Below are 14,826 nucleotides of genomic sequence, written 5' to 3'. Positions count from 1 at the left end.
GGCCGTCCGGGCCCTCGGGACCGCCACGGCCGTCCTGTCCGTGCTCGTCCCTCCCGTCGTCGTCCACGAGGTCGGGCAGCATGTGGAGGATCACGGAGACCGTCCGCGCCCCGGCCGGCGCGGACGCGGCGGCCTCGGTGGCCTCCTGCCGGTGCCGGTCGAGCACGGCGGTCAGCTCCTCCCGCAGGGCCACCGCCTCGCCGGGCGTGAGCCGCAGTCCCCAGTCGCTCATGTCGAAGGCCCCCCGCCACTCGGCCGGCATGGTCTCCACCTCGCCCAGCGCCTGCCGCGCCCGGAGGGCGTAGGTGTCGGCGACGGACTGAAGGTAGGCGCGGGTGGCGTCCGGCTCGCGGGCGGCCAGTTCCCGGTCGTCGAAACGGGTCATCCGGTGGGCCGACCGCCACCACCTCTCCCGCGCGTTGCCGCGGTCGGTGAGCTCCTCCACGAACCCGGCCTCGGCCAGCTGCCGCAGGTGGTAGCTGGCGCTGCCGGAGTTCACCCCGAGCCTCTGCGCCAGGCGGGTCGCCGTCGAGGGCCCGTGCCTGCGCAGCAGCCCGACGATCTGCACCCGCAGCGGATTGGCCATCGCGCGCAGACCTTTGGCGTCCAGGCGCACTTCGTCGCTCTTCCCCATGCGACGACCATAGACCGCCAAGAACTCTTTGCGAAGAGTTCTTGGCAAAGAGTTCTTGGCGGTTGTTCTCGCACGGGGAGGCGGAGGGGGTGTGTCACCCCGCGGCGGGAGGGGTCAGGCGCCCGGCGGGCCGCCGTTGCGCCGCCCCCGCCCGGTGCCGTCGTGCCAGTCCAGCACCAGCGCCGTGGCGTCGTCCCGCAGTTCTCCCCCGCACGCGTCGTACACGGCCAGGGTCATGGCCTGCACCGCCTCGCGGGGGTGCTCGCCGCCGGTGTCACGGACGACGGCGGGCAGGTCCACGGCCGCGGCGCCGCGCTCGATCATGCCGTCGGTGAGCAGCACCAGCCGGTCGCCCGGCTCCAGCTGGAGCCGCTGCACCTCGTAGGAGACCGGGGCCGGGACGCCGAACGGCAGGTCGACGTCGACGGACAGCTTCTCCACCCGCCCGCCGCGCAGGCGCAGCGGCCAGGGATGCCCGGCGTTGACCATCTCGCAGGCACCGTCGGCCAGGTCGACGCGCAGGAGCTGGCCGGTGGTCATGCCGCGGGCGTGGCGGGTGATCGCCTCGTGGGCGGCGCCGGCCTGTTCGAGGAGGCCGCGCCCCGCGCGGCGGGCTCCGCGCAGGGCGTTGACGGTCAGCGTGGCCAGCAGCGCGGAGGCGGTGTCGTGGCCCATGGCGTCGGTGATGGACAGGTGCAGGGTGTCCTGGTCGAGGGCGTAGTCGTAGGTGTCGCCGCCGATGTCGTCGGCCGGGACCAGGCCTCCGGCCAGGGTGAACTGGGGGGCCTCGCAGCAGGCGGCCGAGGGGAGCAACTGGTGCTGGATCTCCGCGGCCAGGGTCACCGGCGAGGTGCGCCACCCCCAGTGGTACAGGTCGGTGAAACGGCGGTCGGTGACGACGATGTACGCGAGCGCGTGCGCGGCCTGTGCCACCGCGTCGCGGATCGTGTCGTCCACCTCGGGCACGACGGCTTCCAGCACGCCGATGCGGTCGCCCCGGTTGGTGACGGGCGCGATCATCCGGGCGCCGCCCTCGCCGTCGCCCTTGACGTGCAGGCGCTGCGAGCGCAGGACCTCCTCGTAGGCGCTGCCCGCGAGCGCGCGCCTGTCCACGGCGCCGCGTGCCCGGCCGGCACCGCCGCCCCTGGGCAGCCGCACCGCTTCCCGCCCGAGCATGTCGACGAGGAGGAAGGACACCTCCCTGGCGGCGAACCTGCGCTCCAGGTTCCGTGCGACCACGTCCACCGACTCCACCGGCGCCGCCTGCTCGGCCGCCCTCAGCACCTCGTCCAGGCCCAGCCCCCGGTCATGGCCCTGTTCCCGGTCACGGCGCAGTCCCCGGTCACCGTCCACCTCGCACCTCCCGTACCCGTCCCTGCGGGTTCCCGGCCACGCGCCACGAATGCGCGGGCCGGGGAGCCGTGCCCCCTTTCCGGCCCGGCCGGGACTGCGCGTCCGGCCGCCGGGCAGGAGAATCGGAGCGCGACAAGAACATGTGCGCATCCGTTGCGTCCTCGAGCGCCGGGCTCCGGACACGCCGCGCACGGGAAGGGAGCGCAGCCGTGCACGGCGAGTACAAGGTGCCTGGCGGCAAGCTGGTCGTCGTCGATCTGGACGTCCACGAAGGGGTGCTGCGCGACGTGCGGGTCGCCGGGGACTTCTTCCTGGAGCCCGACGAGGCGATCCTCTCGATCAACCAGGCCCTGGAGGGCGCCCCCTCCTCGACGGACGCCACGGGGCTGGCGGCCCGGATCACGGCGGCCCTGCCGGAGTCGACGGTGATGCTGGGGCTGACCGCGGAGGGCGTCGGCATCGCCGTCCGGCGCGCGCTGGCCCGTGCGACCGAGTGGGCCGACTACGACTGGCAGCTGATCCACATGGGCCCTCAGGCCCCGGCCCTGCACATGGCGCTGGACGAGGTGATCACCGCCGAGGTGGCCGCCGGCCGGCGGCCGCCGACCCTGCGGGTGTGGGAGTGGGCCTCGCCCGCGGTGGTCATCGGCAGCTTCCAGTCGCTGCGCAACGAGGTGGATCCACAGGGCGCGGCCAGGCACGGCATCACGGTGGTGCGCCGGATCTCGGGCGGCGGCGCGATGTTCGTCGAGCCCATGAGCACGATCACCTACTCGCTGTCCGTCCCGGAGGCCCTGGTCTCCGGACTCTCCTTCGCCGACAGCTACGCCTACCTCGACGACTGGGTGCTGGGGGCCCTCGGCGACATGGGCATCAAGGCCTGGTACCAGCCGCTCAACGACATCGCCACCGAGGCCGGCAAGATCGCCGGCGCGGCGCAGAAGCGGGTGGTGGGCCCGGACGGCGGACCCGGCGCCGTGCTGCACCACGTGACGATGTCGTACGACATCGACGCCGACAAGATGCTCGAGGTGCTCCGCATCGGCAAGGAGAAGATGTCCGACAAGGGCACCAGGAGCGCCAGGAAGCGCGTGGATCCGCTGCGCCGGCAGACCGGGCTGGCGCGGGAGCAGGTCATCGAGAACATGATCACCTCCTTCCGTGACCGCCACGGACTGACGCCCGGCGAGGTCACGGCGGCCGAGATGGAGCGCGCCGAGGAGCTGGTGCGGACCAGGTTCGCCACCGAGGAGTGGACGGCGCGGGTGCCCTGACCCGGGGCGGACGGCGCGGCGGTGGCGCGGCGGGCCGGGGGGAGACACCGGGCGGGCGGGCCCTGTCGCGCCGCCTCACGCCAACGGTTGCCTGGCATGCACCTGCCCGTCGTCTCATCTTCTTGCTCACATCGCGAGACAGTTGCCCCCTACAGGCAATGCGCTCCGTATATTCGTCCGCATGTCCGCACCCGCCTCCTTGCTGTGCCTCGCGCTCTTCGCGACGTCGGCCTGGTGCGTCGACGACGCTCTCTGTCGCAGCTGACGCGCGCCTCGTCGTCCGCGCCCCACGCGCCGTCGACCGTTCCCGGCGCTCTCGGCTCCGTCCCCCCACGCGACCCCGGAGATCCTCCTTGACCACCGCGCCTCCCACCGAGGTGACGGCCGCGCCGCCGCGCGCCCGGACCGCCACCGCCCTGTTCTCCCCCGCCCACACCTCCCGTCCCGCTCCCCCGGCCCCGCCGCTGAAGCCGGTCCGCAAGGGGCCTCTGGCCGTCTCGGCGCTGCTCGCCGTCGCGCTCACCGCCTACGTCTGGGCGACGCACGGCGCCAAGCCGGGCGTCCTGCTCCTGCTCGGTCTCGGTCTGGGCGTCGGCCTGTTCCACTCGCGGTTCGGGTTCACCTCCGCCTGGCGGCAGCTGGTCGCTGTCGGCAACGGCACCGGCCTGCGCGCCCACGCCCTGCTGCTGGGCACGACGGCCACCCTGTTCGCCCTGGTCATCGGCACCGGCACGGGCCTGTTCGGCTCGGCTCCCGCGCCGTCCGCGGGCCCACTGGGGCTGGGCCTGCTGATCGGCTCGGTGCTGTTCGCCATCGGGATGCAGCTCGGCGGCGCCTGCGCCTCCGGCACCCTCTACGTGGTGGGCTCCGGCCAGTCCACGCTGGTGCTCACCCTGGGCGGGTTCATCGCCGGCGCGACGCTCGCCGCCTGGCAGTTCGACCTCTGGAAGGACCTGCCCGCGCTCGAGCCCGTGGTGCTGGCCGACCACATCGGCTGGTTCGGCTCCTGGGCCGTCACCGTCGCGGCGCTGGCGTTGATCGTGCTGGTCACCCGACGGGTCCAGGCACGGCGCAACCCGCCGCCGGTGGACGCCGTTCCCTCGGCGCGCGGCGCGCTGGCCCGCGCGGTGCGCGGCTCCTGGCCGCTGGCCGCCGGGGCCATGGTGCTGGCCGCGCTGGGCGCCGCCGTGCTGCTGGTGTCCGGCGGCGCCTGGGGCGTCACCAGCGCCTTCAGCCTGTGGGGTTCCGAACTGGTGGGCGCGCTGGGCGGGCATCCGGAGAACTGGACCTGGTGGCAGCGTCCCGGCAACGCGGAGATGCTCGCCGGCCCGGTGCTGGCCGACAAGACCAGCCTCACCGACATCGGCATCATGATCGGGGCCGCGGTCGCCGCCTCGCTCGGCGGCACCTGGGCCCTGCACCGGAACATCCCGTGGCGCACGGCGGTGGCGGCGGTCCTCGGCGGTGTGCTGATGGGCATCGGCGCGCGCCTGGCCGGAGGGTGCAACATCGGCGCCTACCTGGCGGGGATCGCCTCGGGCAGCCTGCACGGCTGGCTGTGGGGGGCGTTCGCGCTCGGCGGGACGTGGATCGGCCTGAAGCTGCGTCCGCTGTTCGGCCTGGGCAACCCCAAGCCGGGCGACGGCGTCTGCTGAGCCCCGCGGCCCGCTCGCTCCGTGGAGGCACCGGTTCCGCCCCGTCCGGGTTGTGATCGTCCGGCCACGGAGCGAGTTCAGGCTTCCGTACCGACAGAAACACATGTTTGACTGGCGTTCGCCTGCCTCGGCAGGCTCCGCCGTCGTCTCCCAGAGAAGTGCGCCGTGCCTTTTTCCCTGCCGCTCGCTCTCACTGTGCGCCTGATGCCGGTCGTCGTCCTCGCCACGGCCGGCTGGGCGATGTCCGCCGGTCCGCTCGCCGACCCGCCGGAGGCGGCCGCGAGCAGCGAGAAGTCCGGTTCCTCCGGCGACTCCCCGGAGTCCGGCGGCGAGGACGGCGGGGCCGGGAAGGACGCGGGGGACGGCAAGGGCTCCTCCGGCGGGTCCGACGAGCAGGAGAAGACGTACGAGAAGGCGCCGGACCCCTGCAAGGCGGTCTCCAAGAAGACCGTCACCTCCCTGGTGCCGGGGAAGCTGACCACCGGCGAACTCGCGTCCACCGACAAGGACGTGCGCAGGATGTGTCAGTGGCACGCGCTCAAGGGCTACTCCTACCGCTGGCTGGACGTCTCCTACGAGATACGCCGGTCCAACGAGGACGCGCAGAAGGCCTTCGACCGCGTCGTCGCCGACGGCAAGGGCGGGCCGTTCGAGGGACTCGGCGACGAGGCGTACTCGCTGAGCGCCAAGACCAGCGACAAGGGCAACAAGGTCCAGGAGACCGAGCTGACGGTCCGTTCGGGCAACGCCCTGGTCGTGGTCACCTACAACGGCGGCGACTTCGTCGAGAAGACGACGCCGAGCGCCGACAAGATCCGCGACGGTGCGGCGAAGGCGGCCGGCGAGGCGCTGGCCGCGCTGGAGAAGCCGGCCGGCTGACCCGGCCGCGCGTCCGTCCGGCGCCCCTCCGCCCGGCCGCGCGTCCGCCGGTCCCCCTGCCGCTCCGCCAGGGCCTCAGTGGCCGTCACCGCCCCCGCCACCACGGCGGTGCACCCCGAGCGGCAGCATCAGCAGGACGTAGAGGACCAGCGACGTCCCGAGCCCGACCGCCCAGCCGTAGTCGGCGAGGCCGGACAGGGCCGGGACGGGGCGGCCGTCCACCAGCGGCGCGAAGTCCGCGCCGCCGACCGCGAGGACTCCGCCGGTCAGGAACGCCACCACCGCCCGCCAGTTCCAGCCGCCGGCGTACCAGTAGGGCCCGTCCGCGCGGTAGAGCGCCGGCAGGTCGAGCCGGGTGCGGCGCAGGATCCAGTAGTCGGCGATCAGGATGCCGGCGACGGTGCCCAGCAGCCCGGCCACCAGTCCCAGCCAGGTGAAGATGTAGCCCTGCGGGTCCTGGTAGAGCTTCCACGGCATGATCAGCACCGCGATCACCGCCGTGGCCAGCGCCCCGGTGCGGAAGCTGATCCGCCGTGGCGCGATGTTGGAGAAGTCGAAGGACGGCGAGACCAGGTTGGCCGCGATGTTCACCGAGAGCGTCGCCACCAGCACCGTCACCAGGGCGAACACCAGCCCCACGGCGTTGTCCGTCTTCGCCGCGAGCTGCACCGGGTCCCAGATCGCCTCCCCGTACACGGCCTGGGAACCGGAGGTGACCATCACCGACAGGAAGGCGAACAGCGTCATGGTGGTGGGCAGTCCGAGCGCCTGACCCCAGGTCTGGGCCCGCTGGCTCTTCCCGTACCGGGTGAAGTCGGGGATGTTGAGGGAGAGCGTCGACCAGAAGCCGATCATGCCCATCAGGGCGGGCCCGAACAGCGTCCAGAAGTCGGCGTCCCAGCCCAGCCTCGACGGCTGGTCGAGCAGCGGCCCGAACCCGCCGGCCTTGTCGCTCATCCACCAGAGCATCACGAGGGCGCCGATCAGGACGAACGGCGCGGCCCAGTTCTCGAAGCGCCGGACGGTCTCCATCCCCCGGAAGATGATGGCCACTTGAAGCGCCCAGAAGAGCGCGAACGACAGCCACAGCGTCCACGGGTACCCGCCGACGACGGCGGCGCCGGTCCACCCCTCGCCGATCAGCTTCCCGGCCAGGAAGTAGATCGCCTCACCGCCGATCCAGGTCTGGATGCCGAACCAGCCGCAGGCCACCAACGCCCGCAACACGGCGGGGAGGTTGGCACCGCGGATGCCGAACGAGGACCGGGCGAAGACCGGGAAGGGGATGCCGTACCTGGGCCCTGCGTGACCGGTGAGCAGCATCGGGGCCAGGACGATCAGGTTGGCCAGCGCGATGGTGAACACCGCCTGCTTCCAGTCCATCCCGACCGCGATGAGTCCCGACGCGAGGGTCCAGGAGGCGGTGTTGTGGGCCATGCCGACCCAGAGGGCGGAGAAGTTGTAGGTGTTCCAGGTCCGCCCCGCGGCGGGCACCGGGAGGAGGTCAGCGTTGGCGTAACGCCCTTCGGGCGGCGGTGAGTTCGGGTCGAGCTCGACCCGCCCGCCGGGCAGTTCGAGCTGTCCGGCGGACGGCGGGCGCGGCGGTCGGGGCGGGGTGTCGTCGGTGGGCGCGGTGTCGGTCATGGGCAGGCCGATCCAGGAGACGTGGCGGTCGGGGTGGCCGTGCGGTGGAACCGGGGACGCGGGGAACCGGGGAGGACGGGGCGACGTCGGGTGCTGCCGGGGCGATGTCTCGGTGAGGTCGGGGCGAGGTGGCGTCATGGCGTGACGCGGCGCCGGGCGCGCCGTACGTCACGCATCCGGCGTACCCGCGTCACGCAGGGCCGTCAAGCGCCGTCGCGCGCGGCGGCCCCGTCGGGGGCGTCCTGGGCCGGGGCCCCGGAGCCGCCCGCGCGGCCGAGGACGGGGATGACCCGGGCGCCGTAGACGTCGACGACCTTCTCCTGCGCGTCGTGCATGTCGTACACGGCGAACTGGTCGACGCCGAGGTCGCGCAGGGCGGCCAGCTTCTCCAGGTGCCGTTCCACCGGCCCCAGGACGCAGAACCGGTCGACGATCTCGTCGGGGACGAAAGCCGTGTCCGGGTTCCCGCTGCGGCCGTGGTGGGAGTAGTCGTAGCCCTGGCGGGCCGCGATGTAGTCGGTCAGCTCGTGCGGCACGACTGCGGTGTCGGCGCCGTACCGGGCGACCAGGTCGGCCACGTGGTTGCCGACCATGCCCCCGAACCACCGGCACTGTTCACGGGCGTGGGCCAGCGCCTGCGGCGAGTCGTCGTCGGTGACGTAGGCGGGCGCGGCGACGCAGACGGTCACCTCGTCAGGGTCCCGGCCGGCCGCCGCGGCGGCGTCCCGGACGGCCTTCACCATGTACTCGGTGAGGTACAGGTCGGCGAGCTGGAGGATGAACCCGTCGGCCCGCTCGCCCGCCATGCGCAGCGCCTTCGGCCCGTAGGCGGCCATCCACACGGGGAGTCCGCTCCCCGGCCGCACCCAGGGGAACCGGATGACGGTGCCGTCACCGAGGTCGGTCTCCTCGCCCGAGGCCAGGGAGCGGATCACCCGCATCGCCTCGGCCACGGCGGCAAGGGTGTTGGGGCTGCGCCCGGCCACCCGCATCGCCGAGTCGCCGCGCCCGATGCCGCACACCGTGCGGTCGCCGAACATGTCGTTGAGGGTGGCGAAGGTGGAGGCGGTGACCTCCCAGGTGCGGGTGCCGGGGTTGGTGACCATCGGTCCGACGGTCAGCCTCTCGGTCGCCGCGAGGATCTGGCTGTGGATCACGAAGGGTTCCTGCCACAGCACGGCGGAGTCGAAGGTCCAGCCGTGGCTGAAGCCGTTTCGCTCGGCGCGCCGCATCAGCTCGATCACGCGGGAGGCGGGCGGGTCGGTCTGCAGGACGAGTCCGAAGTCCATGGGCGGGCTCCTGGGGAGTCGGGCGTGGCCGAAACAGGGGTGCAGCGGCGTGCTCCCGGCGACCAGGCGTGCGCGGACTCTGGTTACCGACCCGTAAGGCCATTACCTTACCCCCGGTAACACTGAAGCGGTCCGGAGAGAACCCGGTTTCTGGAGACAGGAGCACAGTGTGAGAGAGAAGGTCGGACGCGGACGGGTGTTCCGGGCCCTGGCGGCCGCGACGGTGCTGACCGTCGCGGGTGCCGGGCAGGCCGGCGCCGAGGAGGCCGAGCAGCAGCGCGAGGTGCTGTACGTCGCCAACAACTGGGAGGGCACCGCCAGTGTGCTGTCCTCCGACGCGGGACTGTCCCCGATCGGGAAGCTCAACCTGATCCCGGACAAGGAGCAGCGCCTGAGGGAGATCTATCTCAACCCGGTCCGGCTGGCCGGCTTCCTCGTCATCCGGGAGACGGCGGGCGAGGGCCACGACCAGTTCGCCGACGACATGTACTCCACGCCGGACGGCTCCTCGGTGGTCGTCTCCCGGCCGAGCTTCGCCGACGTGGTCTCCATCTCGCTGACCACCGGCCGCGTCAACTGGCGTTTCCAGGTGGACGGTTTCCGCGCGGACCACATGGCGGTCTCCCCCGACGGCGGCCGGGTGGCGGTCTCGGCGTCGACCGGGAACAAGGTGCACGTCCTCGACATCGGCACCGGCCGGGAGATCGGCAGCTTCCCCACCGGGGACAAGCCGCACGAGAACGTCTTCACCGGCGACGGCAAGATCTGGAACATGTCCATCGGCGAGGTGAACAACGACCTGGACGCCCCGTGGATGGACTTCCTGAAGGGCGACCGCAAGATCACCGTCGCCGACGCGCAGACGCTCCAGGTGGTCCGCACCATCGACATGCGCCGGCGCCTGGACGCGGCCGGCTACGGCGCCTACTCGGACGCGGTCCGCCCGGCGGCGTTCAGCCCGGACGAGTCGAAGCTCTACTTCCAGGTGTCCTTCTTCAACGGCTTCTTCGAGTACGACGTGGCCACCGACCGGATCACCCGGATGAAGACGCTGCCGAAGAACCCGGCCACCTCCGACGACCGGACCGGCTTCGTCAACGACTCCCGTCACCACGGCCTGACCATGGAGCCGAACGGCGGGCACCTGTGCGTGGCGGGGACCATGGACGACTACGCGACGATCGTGGACCGTGCGACGCTCCAGGAGGGGCCGCTGGTCCCGGTCTCCAAGCCGTACTGGTCGACCGTCACGGGCGACGGCAGCGCGTGCGTCGTCTCCGAGTCGGGCGCCGACCAGGTCACCTCCATATCCTTCGCCACCGGCCGGAAGATCACCTCCACCCCGGTGGGCGACCACCCGCAACGGGTGCGGCTCGGCACGGTTCCGCAGGGCTGGACCGGGGTCGGCTGACCGCGCCACCGGTCCCCCGTCCGGCGCCGCCCGCCGCCGCGCCCGCACCGGCGCGACGGCGGGGCCGGACGGGGCCGGGTGGACGTGCCGTGGCCCTCGCCGCGTCCGCATGACGCCTCCACCTCCCGTCGGTGCTCGCCGGGCCGTGCCGTGCGGCCCATGGTGACCCGGGCCCCTCGCGTTCGGAAGGCCGCCTCGCTTGCCGTGTCGCCCGTCGGAGGGAAAGATCGGGGCAGGTCCGCGTCCCGGTGGGGGAAGGTGAGGCGTGTCCATGGCAGAGCACGGAGCCGACGGGAAGTCAGTACCGGCGGCCGGTCACGGTGTTCGAGGAGCCGGTGGGGAGAAGACCGCCGGAGGCGCCGGCCCGGTGCCGTTCGACGCCGCGTACGACGCGCTCCTGAGCCGCTGGCCCGCGGACACCCGCGCCCTCGACCTCCCGTCCCGGTTCGGCACCACCCGGGTCCACGTCTGCGGCCCCGAGGACGCCCCGCCCCTGGTGCTGCTGCCGGGCGGCGGCGCCACCTCCATGGCCTGGTACTCCGCCGCCCCCGGCCTGGCCCGCACCCACCGCCTGTACGCCGTCGACCTGCTCGGCGACATCGGCCGCACCGTCCCCGACGGCGACCCGCTGCGCGACGCGGCCGGCCTGGAGTCCTGGCTGACCTCCGTGCTCGACGGCCTCGGCCTGGACCGCACCGCGCTCTGCGGCCACTCCTACGGCGCCTGGATCGCCCTGCGCCACACCCTGCGGGAGCCGGGGCGGATCACGCGCCTCGCCCTGCTGGACCCGACCGGCTGCTTCGCCGGCCTGCGCCCGCCCTACGTCCTGCGGGCCCTGCCGATGCTGCTGCGCCCGACCCCCGGCCGGGTGCGCTCCTTCCACCGCTGGGAGACCGGGGCCCCGCCCGTCGACCCGGCCTGGGAGGCGTTCCTGGGGGCCACCGTGGGGGCTCGGCGCACCAAGGTGCTTCCGGCCCGCCGGCCCGACGCGTCGGCGCTGCGCGGGTGCGCGGTGCCGACGCTGGTCCTCCTCGCGGGCGCCGGCCGTGCGCACGACGCCCGGCGGGTGGCCGAGCGGGCCCGGGACCTGCTGCCCCGGGTGACGGTGGTGACGGCGGAGGGGGCCGGGCACCACTCGCTGCCGACGGAGCGGGCGGAGGAAGTGGTCGCCGCGCTACGGGAGTTCCTGCTGCGGGAGTCCCTGGGGTGAGCGGCGCCGCGTCCGTCAGGGTTGCGGCTCCGCCTCCCCTTCGGGCGGCGGAGTCCCGGCGGTTTCGGTCTGTGTGATCTGCTCGTCGACGCGCGGCGAGGGGATGATCGGTTCGGCGGCGGTGTGCCAGCGGAAGGTGAAGCGGATCTGCGCCTCGGCCCCGGCCTTGGCGATGCCCACCGTGCCCTCCCCCTTGACCGTGATGCCGAACTGCATCTCGATCTCGTCGGGGCGCACGGCCCTGCCGAGGGCCCGGAACCGCGCGGCGGCCTGCTGCACGGCCTGCTCGGCGAGGTCGAGCGCCGGGCCGTAACTGTCCTGCACCGCCGCGCCGACGCGGCGGGCCCGGCGGGCCGTGCCGGCGCGGGTGCCGACGTCGGAGTAGAAGACGTCACCTCCGGGCGGGACGGGGCCCTGCGCCTCGTCCACGAAGATCGGGATGCCGATCTGCTCGTCGTCCTGCATGGATCCCCCGTTTTCCCGTGGGCCGGTCACGTGATCTGCGGTTCGAAGTCCCAGTACGGCCGGTTCTGGTTGCGGGCGGAGACGGTGTGGGGATGGCTCCGGCCGAGCGTCTCCGACAGGTCGGTGACGGCCGCCTCCTCCTCCTTGGCCGCCCGGGCCCACTTGCGCATGCCCCGCAGGTCGTCGGCGTAGGCGATGCGCGCGGACAGCGCCATCGGGTGGGTCCGTCCCAGGACCTCGGCGGCGCGGGTGGCGGTGACCTCGGACAGCTCCACGGCCGACTCGTACTCGCCGATGAAGTTGCGCAGGGCGCTGGCGTTGATGGCGCATCCCAGCGTCCAGGGGTGCAGCTCCCCGACCGCCGATGTCATGGCGACCAGCGCCTCCTCGGCCGTCTCGTACGCCTGCCGCCGCTCGCCCAGGTTGCGCAGCACGATCGCCAGATTGCTCCGCGTGCCGGCGCTGTAGGGATGACCGGGTCCCAGCCGCGTCTCGTAGGCGTTCACGACGCGCTCCGACAGCGTGCGGGCCTCGTCGATGTCCCCGTGCTCACGGGTGTAGACCGCCAGCGAGTTGAGGAAGCGGTTGGTGTCGGGGTTGCGTTCGCCCAGCTTGCGTTCGGCCCGCTCGACGACGGAGGCGATCTCCTGGCCGGCCTCACGGATGCGGCCGTTGCGGTAGTGGATGAGGGCGAGGTTGAGCTCCGCCGTCAGCCGCCAGGTGTGGTCCTCCTCCACCCGCGCCAGGGCGAACCGCTGAAGGTTGTCGTTCTGCAGCGACTCCGCCTCGCCGTAGCGCCCGAGGAACCGGAGCACCTCGGCCTCGACGGTCTGGGAGTGCAGGATGCTCAGATGGGTCTCGTCCAGGAGCCGCCGGTACGCCTCCGTGGTCGCCCGCTGGGTGGCCAGGGCGTCGTGGAAGCGGCCGAGGAGCCGCTGGCTGACGCCCACGTTGTGGAGCGCCGTGACGGTGAGCAGGTCGTCCTCGCCGAGGACCCGCCGGTAGGCGTCCCGTACCCACACGGACACCTCGAGCGCCTCCTGGTAGCGCCCCAGGCCCCGCAGGTCCGCGGCGAGCCCTCCGGCCGCCCGCAGGTGGTCCAGGTCGTCGCTGCCCCGCTGGTCCCGCAGACGCTCCACGATGCGCCGGTTGAGTTGCTCGGTGCGGGCGTAGTCACCCGCGCCGCGCAGCAGGTTCGTGTAGTGGTGGTTGAGGTCCCAGAGCCGCTCGTGCTCGGGGCCGAGCAGGTCGTGCCACGCCTCGAGGGTGCGCTCGGCGAGCTGGATCCCCTCCGTGTACTCACCCGACCGGTACAGGTAGCGCAGGCAGTTGAGGACGAGTTCCTGGACCTCGGGGGCCGGGCTCCGCAGGGCGTCGGACTGCACCAGGTGGGGCGTGATGGTGGCGTACTGCGACCAGGACGACGACTCGTCGGGTCGGCGGGGGTCGGCGGCGGCCAAGGCCTTCCGGGCGACCTCGCAGAAGGCCTCGTGATCTGCGTCGGACATGTTGAGGTGAACGATGCCATGCACCATCCGGTGCAGGTAGACCGACTCGCGGGCGCCGTCGTCCCGGTCCGGGGACTCCAGGCTGATGACGGAGTACTGGCGCAGCTGGGCGAGCGCCCGGTTCCAGAGCACCCGGTCGGTGAGCAGGCCGCGGATCTGCTCGGGGACGTCCTGGCGGCGGAGCCCCTGCAGCAGGCCGACGGGGATGTGCCCGGGCGCGAAGCAGGTGCACAGACGCAGCAGGGCGACCGATTCCGGCAGTTTCTCCCTGAGGTTGTTGATCAGCAGCGACCAGGCCGTCGGGAAGGCGAGGGGGAAGTCGTCGGACACCCGCAGGACGTCGTCGTCGATCCCCCTCCGCAGGAGATCCAGGTAGTCGGGGACGGACATCTCCGAGTCGCTGAGCCAGGCGGCCGTCTGGTCGAGGACCAGCGGCAGGTCTCCCAGCGCCTCGGCGAGCAGGTCGGCGTCCTCGTCGGTGATGCGGGGGGCCCGGCGGCGGATGAAGGAGACCGACTCGACCCGGTCGTAGACCGGCACCTCCATCAGCTCGCTGTTGTGGTGGGCCCACTGGTTGTTGCGGGAGGTGATCAGCAGGTGTCCGCTGCCGGAGGGCAGCAGGTTCTTGAGCCCTTCCGGCTCGTCCGCGCCGTCCAGGATCACCAGCCAGCGGTCGTAGGGCTGCCCCTTGCGCAGGGCCTCCATCACCGCCCGCAGCCGCTCCCCGTACCCCTGGCCGGTGGGCAGCCGCAACGCCCCGGCCAGGCGCGCGAGTTGCTGCCGGTAGGTGGGGACCGACCCGGCGTCCACCCACCAGACGACGTCGTACTCGGAGCCGAACCGGTAGACGTACTCGGCCGCCAGCTGCGTCTTGCCGACCCCCGGCATGCCGTGGAAGGTGAGCACCCCCGCGCCGGGAGCGGCCCGGCTGAAGAAGCCGTACGCGTCGTTGAGGAACCGCTCCCGGCCGGTGAAGCGGATGTTGCGGCGGCGGATGCCGCCCCACACGTCCGGCACGTTGCGGGGGAACCGGGGCGAGCGCGGGCCGGCCGGGCCCGCCGGGACACCCGCCAGGGACAGGCTCGCCAGGAGGCGCCGCTCGGCCTCCGGCTCGCCGAGACCGGGCAGCTCCAGCGGGGCCAGGGCGGCGGTGGCCGCGGGCAGCGGATTGGCGGCGACGGTCACCGCGTGGAAGCGCCCGGGGTGCTCCCGGAGGACGGCCCGCAGGGCCTGGTTCCATTCGGTGGGGGTCCGCGGCCCCATCTGGAAATACCAGTCGCTGCACACCAGGACCACCCGGCCCGGCGCCATCGCGAGGTCGGTCAGCAGCACCTCGAGGGGCTCCTCGGGGGCGGGGTCCCAGCGCTGGTAGACGACGCGCAGCCCGCGCCGTTCGAGGCGGTCGCCGATCCAGGCGGCCCACGGGCGGTTGAACCCGGCGAAGCTGATGGTGACGACGTCGTCCCGCGCCGCTACCGGCATCTGATCCCCCATCACTCGGCCT

9 protein-coding genes and 2 pseudogenes are annotated in these 14,826 nt (G+C 73.0%); 5 read left to right on the top strand and 6 right to left on the bottom strand.

Translation table 11 applies throughout. The features are described from left to right. Positions 1–67: 67 nt before the first annotated feature. A pseudogene (locus tag GBN72_RS03605) lies at positions 68–634 on the bottom strand (ArsR/SmtB family transcription factor); the annotation flags it as partial. Between the two features lie 114 nt (positions 635–748). After that, positions 749–1,987 (bottom strand): PP2C family protein-serine/threonine phosphatase, encoded by a 1,239-nt coding sequence (locus tag GBN72_RS03600; protein ID WP_246212234.1) that lies wholly within the window; start codon positions 1,985–1,987, stop codon positions 749–751. A gap of 209 nt (positions 1,988–2,196) precedes the next feature. Between GBN72_RS03600 and lplAB the strand changes: the two genes are divergently transcribed. The 3 genes from lplAB (at position 2,197) to GBN72_RS03585 (ending at position 5,795) form a co-directional block, all read left to right on the top strand. Continuing rightward, complete coding sequence (lplAB, locus tag GBN72_RS03595; RefSeq protein WP_151770136.1) at positions 2,197–3,261, top strand: lipoate-protein ligase LplAB; 1,065 nt, start codon at positions 2,197–2,199, stop codon at positions 3,259–3,261. Between the two features lie 353 nt (positions 3,262–3,614). Further along, positions 3,615–4,916, top strand: a complete 1,302-nt coding sequence (locus GBN72_RS03590; RefSeq protein ID WP_151770135.1) for a YeeE/YedE family protein — start codon at positions 3,615–3,617, stop codon at positions 4,914–4,916. A gap of 204 nt (positions 4,917–5,120) precedes the next feature. After that, positions 5,121–5,795: a hypothetical protein gene (locus GBN72_RS03585; RefSeq protein WP_151770134.1), complete on the top strand. Its 675-nt coding sequence runs from the start codon at positions 5,121–5,123 to the stop codon at positions 5,793–5,795. Between the two features lie 75 nt (positions 5,796–5,870). Here the strand turns inward: GBN72_RS03585 and GBN72_RS03580 are convergent, their stop codons facing one another. Beyond that, complete coding sequence (locus GBN72_RS03580; protein WP_151770133.1) at positions 5,871–7,439, bottom strand: NCS1 family nucleobase:cation symporter-1; 1,569 nt, start codon at positions 7,437–7,439, stop codon at positions 5,871–5,873. 275 nt (positions 7,440–7,714) lie between these two features. Then, positions 7,715–8,728: pseudogene (locus tag GBN72_RS03575) on the bottom strand (TIGR03842 family LLM class F420-dependent oxidoreductase); the annotation flags it as partial. A 169-nt stretch (positions 8,729–8,897) separates the two neighbouring features. Between GBN72_RS03575 and GBN72_RS03570 the strand changes: the two are divergent. Both GBN72_RS03570 and GBN72_RS03565 read left to right on the top strand, forming a co-directional pair. Further along, positions 8,898–10,139: a YncE family protein gene (locus GBN72_RS03570; RefSeq protein ID WP_439959729.1), complete on the top strand. Its 1,242-nt coding sequence runs from the start codon at positions 8,898–8,900 to the stop codon at positions 10,137–10,139. Positions 10,140–10,410: 271 nt separating this feature from the next. Next, positions 10,411–11,349 (top strand): alpha/beta fold hydrolase, encoded by a 939-nt coding sequence (locus GBN72_RS03565; RefSeq protein ID WP_151770131.1) that lies wholly within the window; start codon positions 10,411–10,413, stop codon positions 11,347–11,349. 15 nt (positions 11,350–11,364) lie between these two features. On the opposite strand, the gene GBN72_RS03560 is transcribed toward GBN72_RS03565, so the two are convergent. After that, positions 11,365–11,814 (bottom strand): CU044_2847 family protein, encoded by a 450-nt coding sequence (locus GBN72_RS03560; RefSeq protein ID WP_151770130.1) that lies wholly within the window; start codon positions 11,812–11,814, stop codon positions 11,365–11,367. A gap of 26 nt (positions 11,815–11,840) precedes the next feature. Then, positions 11,841–14,816 (bottom strand): FxSxx-COOH system tetratricopeptide repeat protein, encoded by a 2,976-nt coding sequence (gene fxsT, locus GBN72_RS03555; RefSeq protein WP_151770129.1) that lies wholly within the window; start codon positions 14,814–14,816, stop codon positions 11,841–11,843. Positions 14,817–14,826: the final 10 nt, after the last annotated feature.

The organism is Streptomyces abyssomicinicus (assembly GCF_008974245.1).
Taxonomy (GTDB): domain Bacteria; phylum Actinomycetota; class Actinomycetes; order Streptomycetales; family Streptomycetaceae; genus Streptomyces; species Streptomyces abyssomicinicus.
The sequence above is the reverse complement of the archived record's forward strand: the minus strand, read 5'-3'. Positions and strand labels throughout refer to the sequence as shown.

Bases quoted from the DNA above. Each gene is read 5' to 3' on its own strand.
- GBN72_RS03560 (WP_151770130.1), bottom strand. From the start codon at position 11,814: ATGCAGGACGACGAGCAGATCGGCATCCCGATCTTCGTGGACGAGGCG.
- GBN72_RS03585 (WP_151770134.1), top strand. From the start codon at position 5,121: ATGCCGGTCGTCGTCCTCGCCACGGCCGGCTGGGCGATGTCCGCCGGT.
- GBN72_RS03580 (WP_151770133.1), bottom strand. From the start codon at position 7,439: ATGACCGACACCGCGCCCACCGACGACACCCCGCCCCGACCGCCGCGC.
- fxsT (WP_151770129.1), bottom strand. From the start codon at position 14,816: ATGGGGGATCAGATGCCGGTAGCGGCGCGGGACGACGTCGTCACCATC.
- GBN72_RS03565 (WP_151770131.1), top strand. From the start codon at position 10,411: ATGGCAGAGCACGGAGCCGACGGGAAGTCAGTACCGGCGGCCGGTCAC.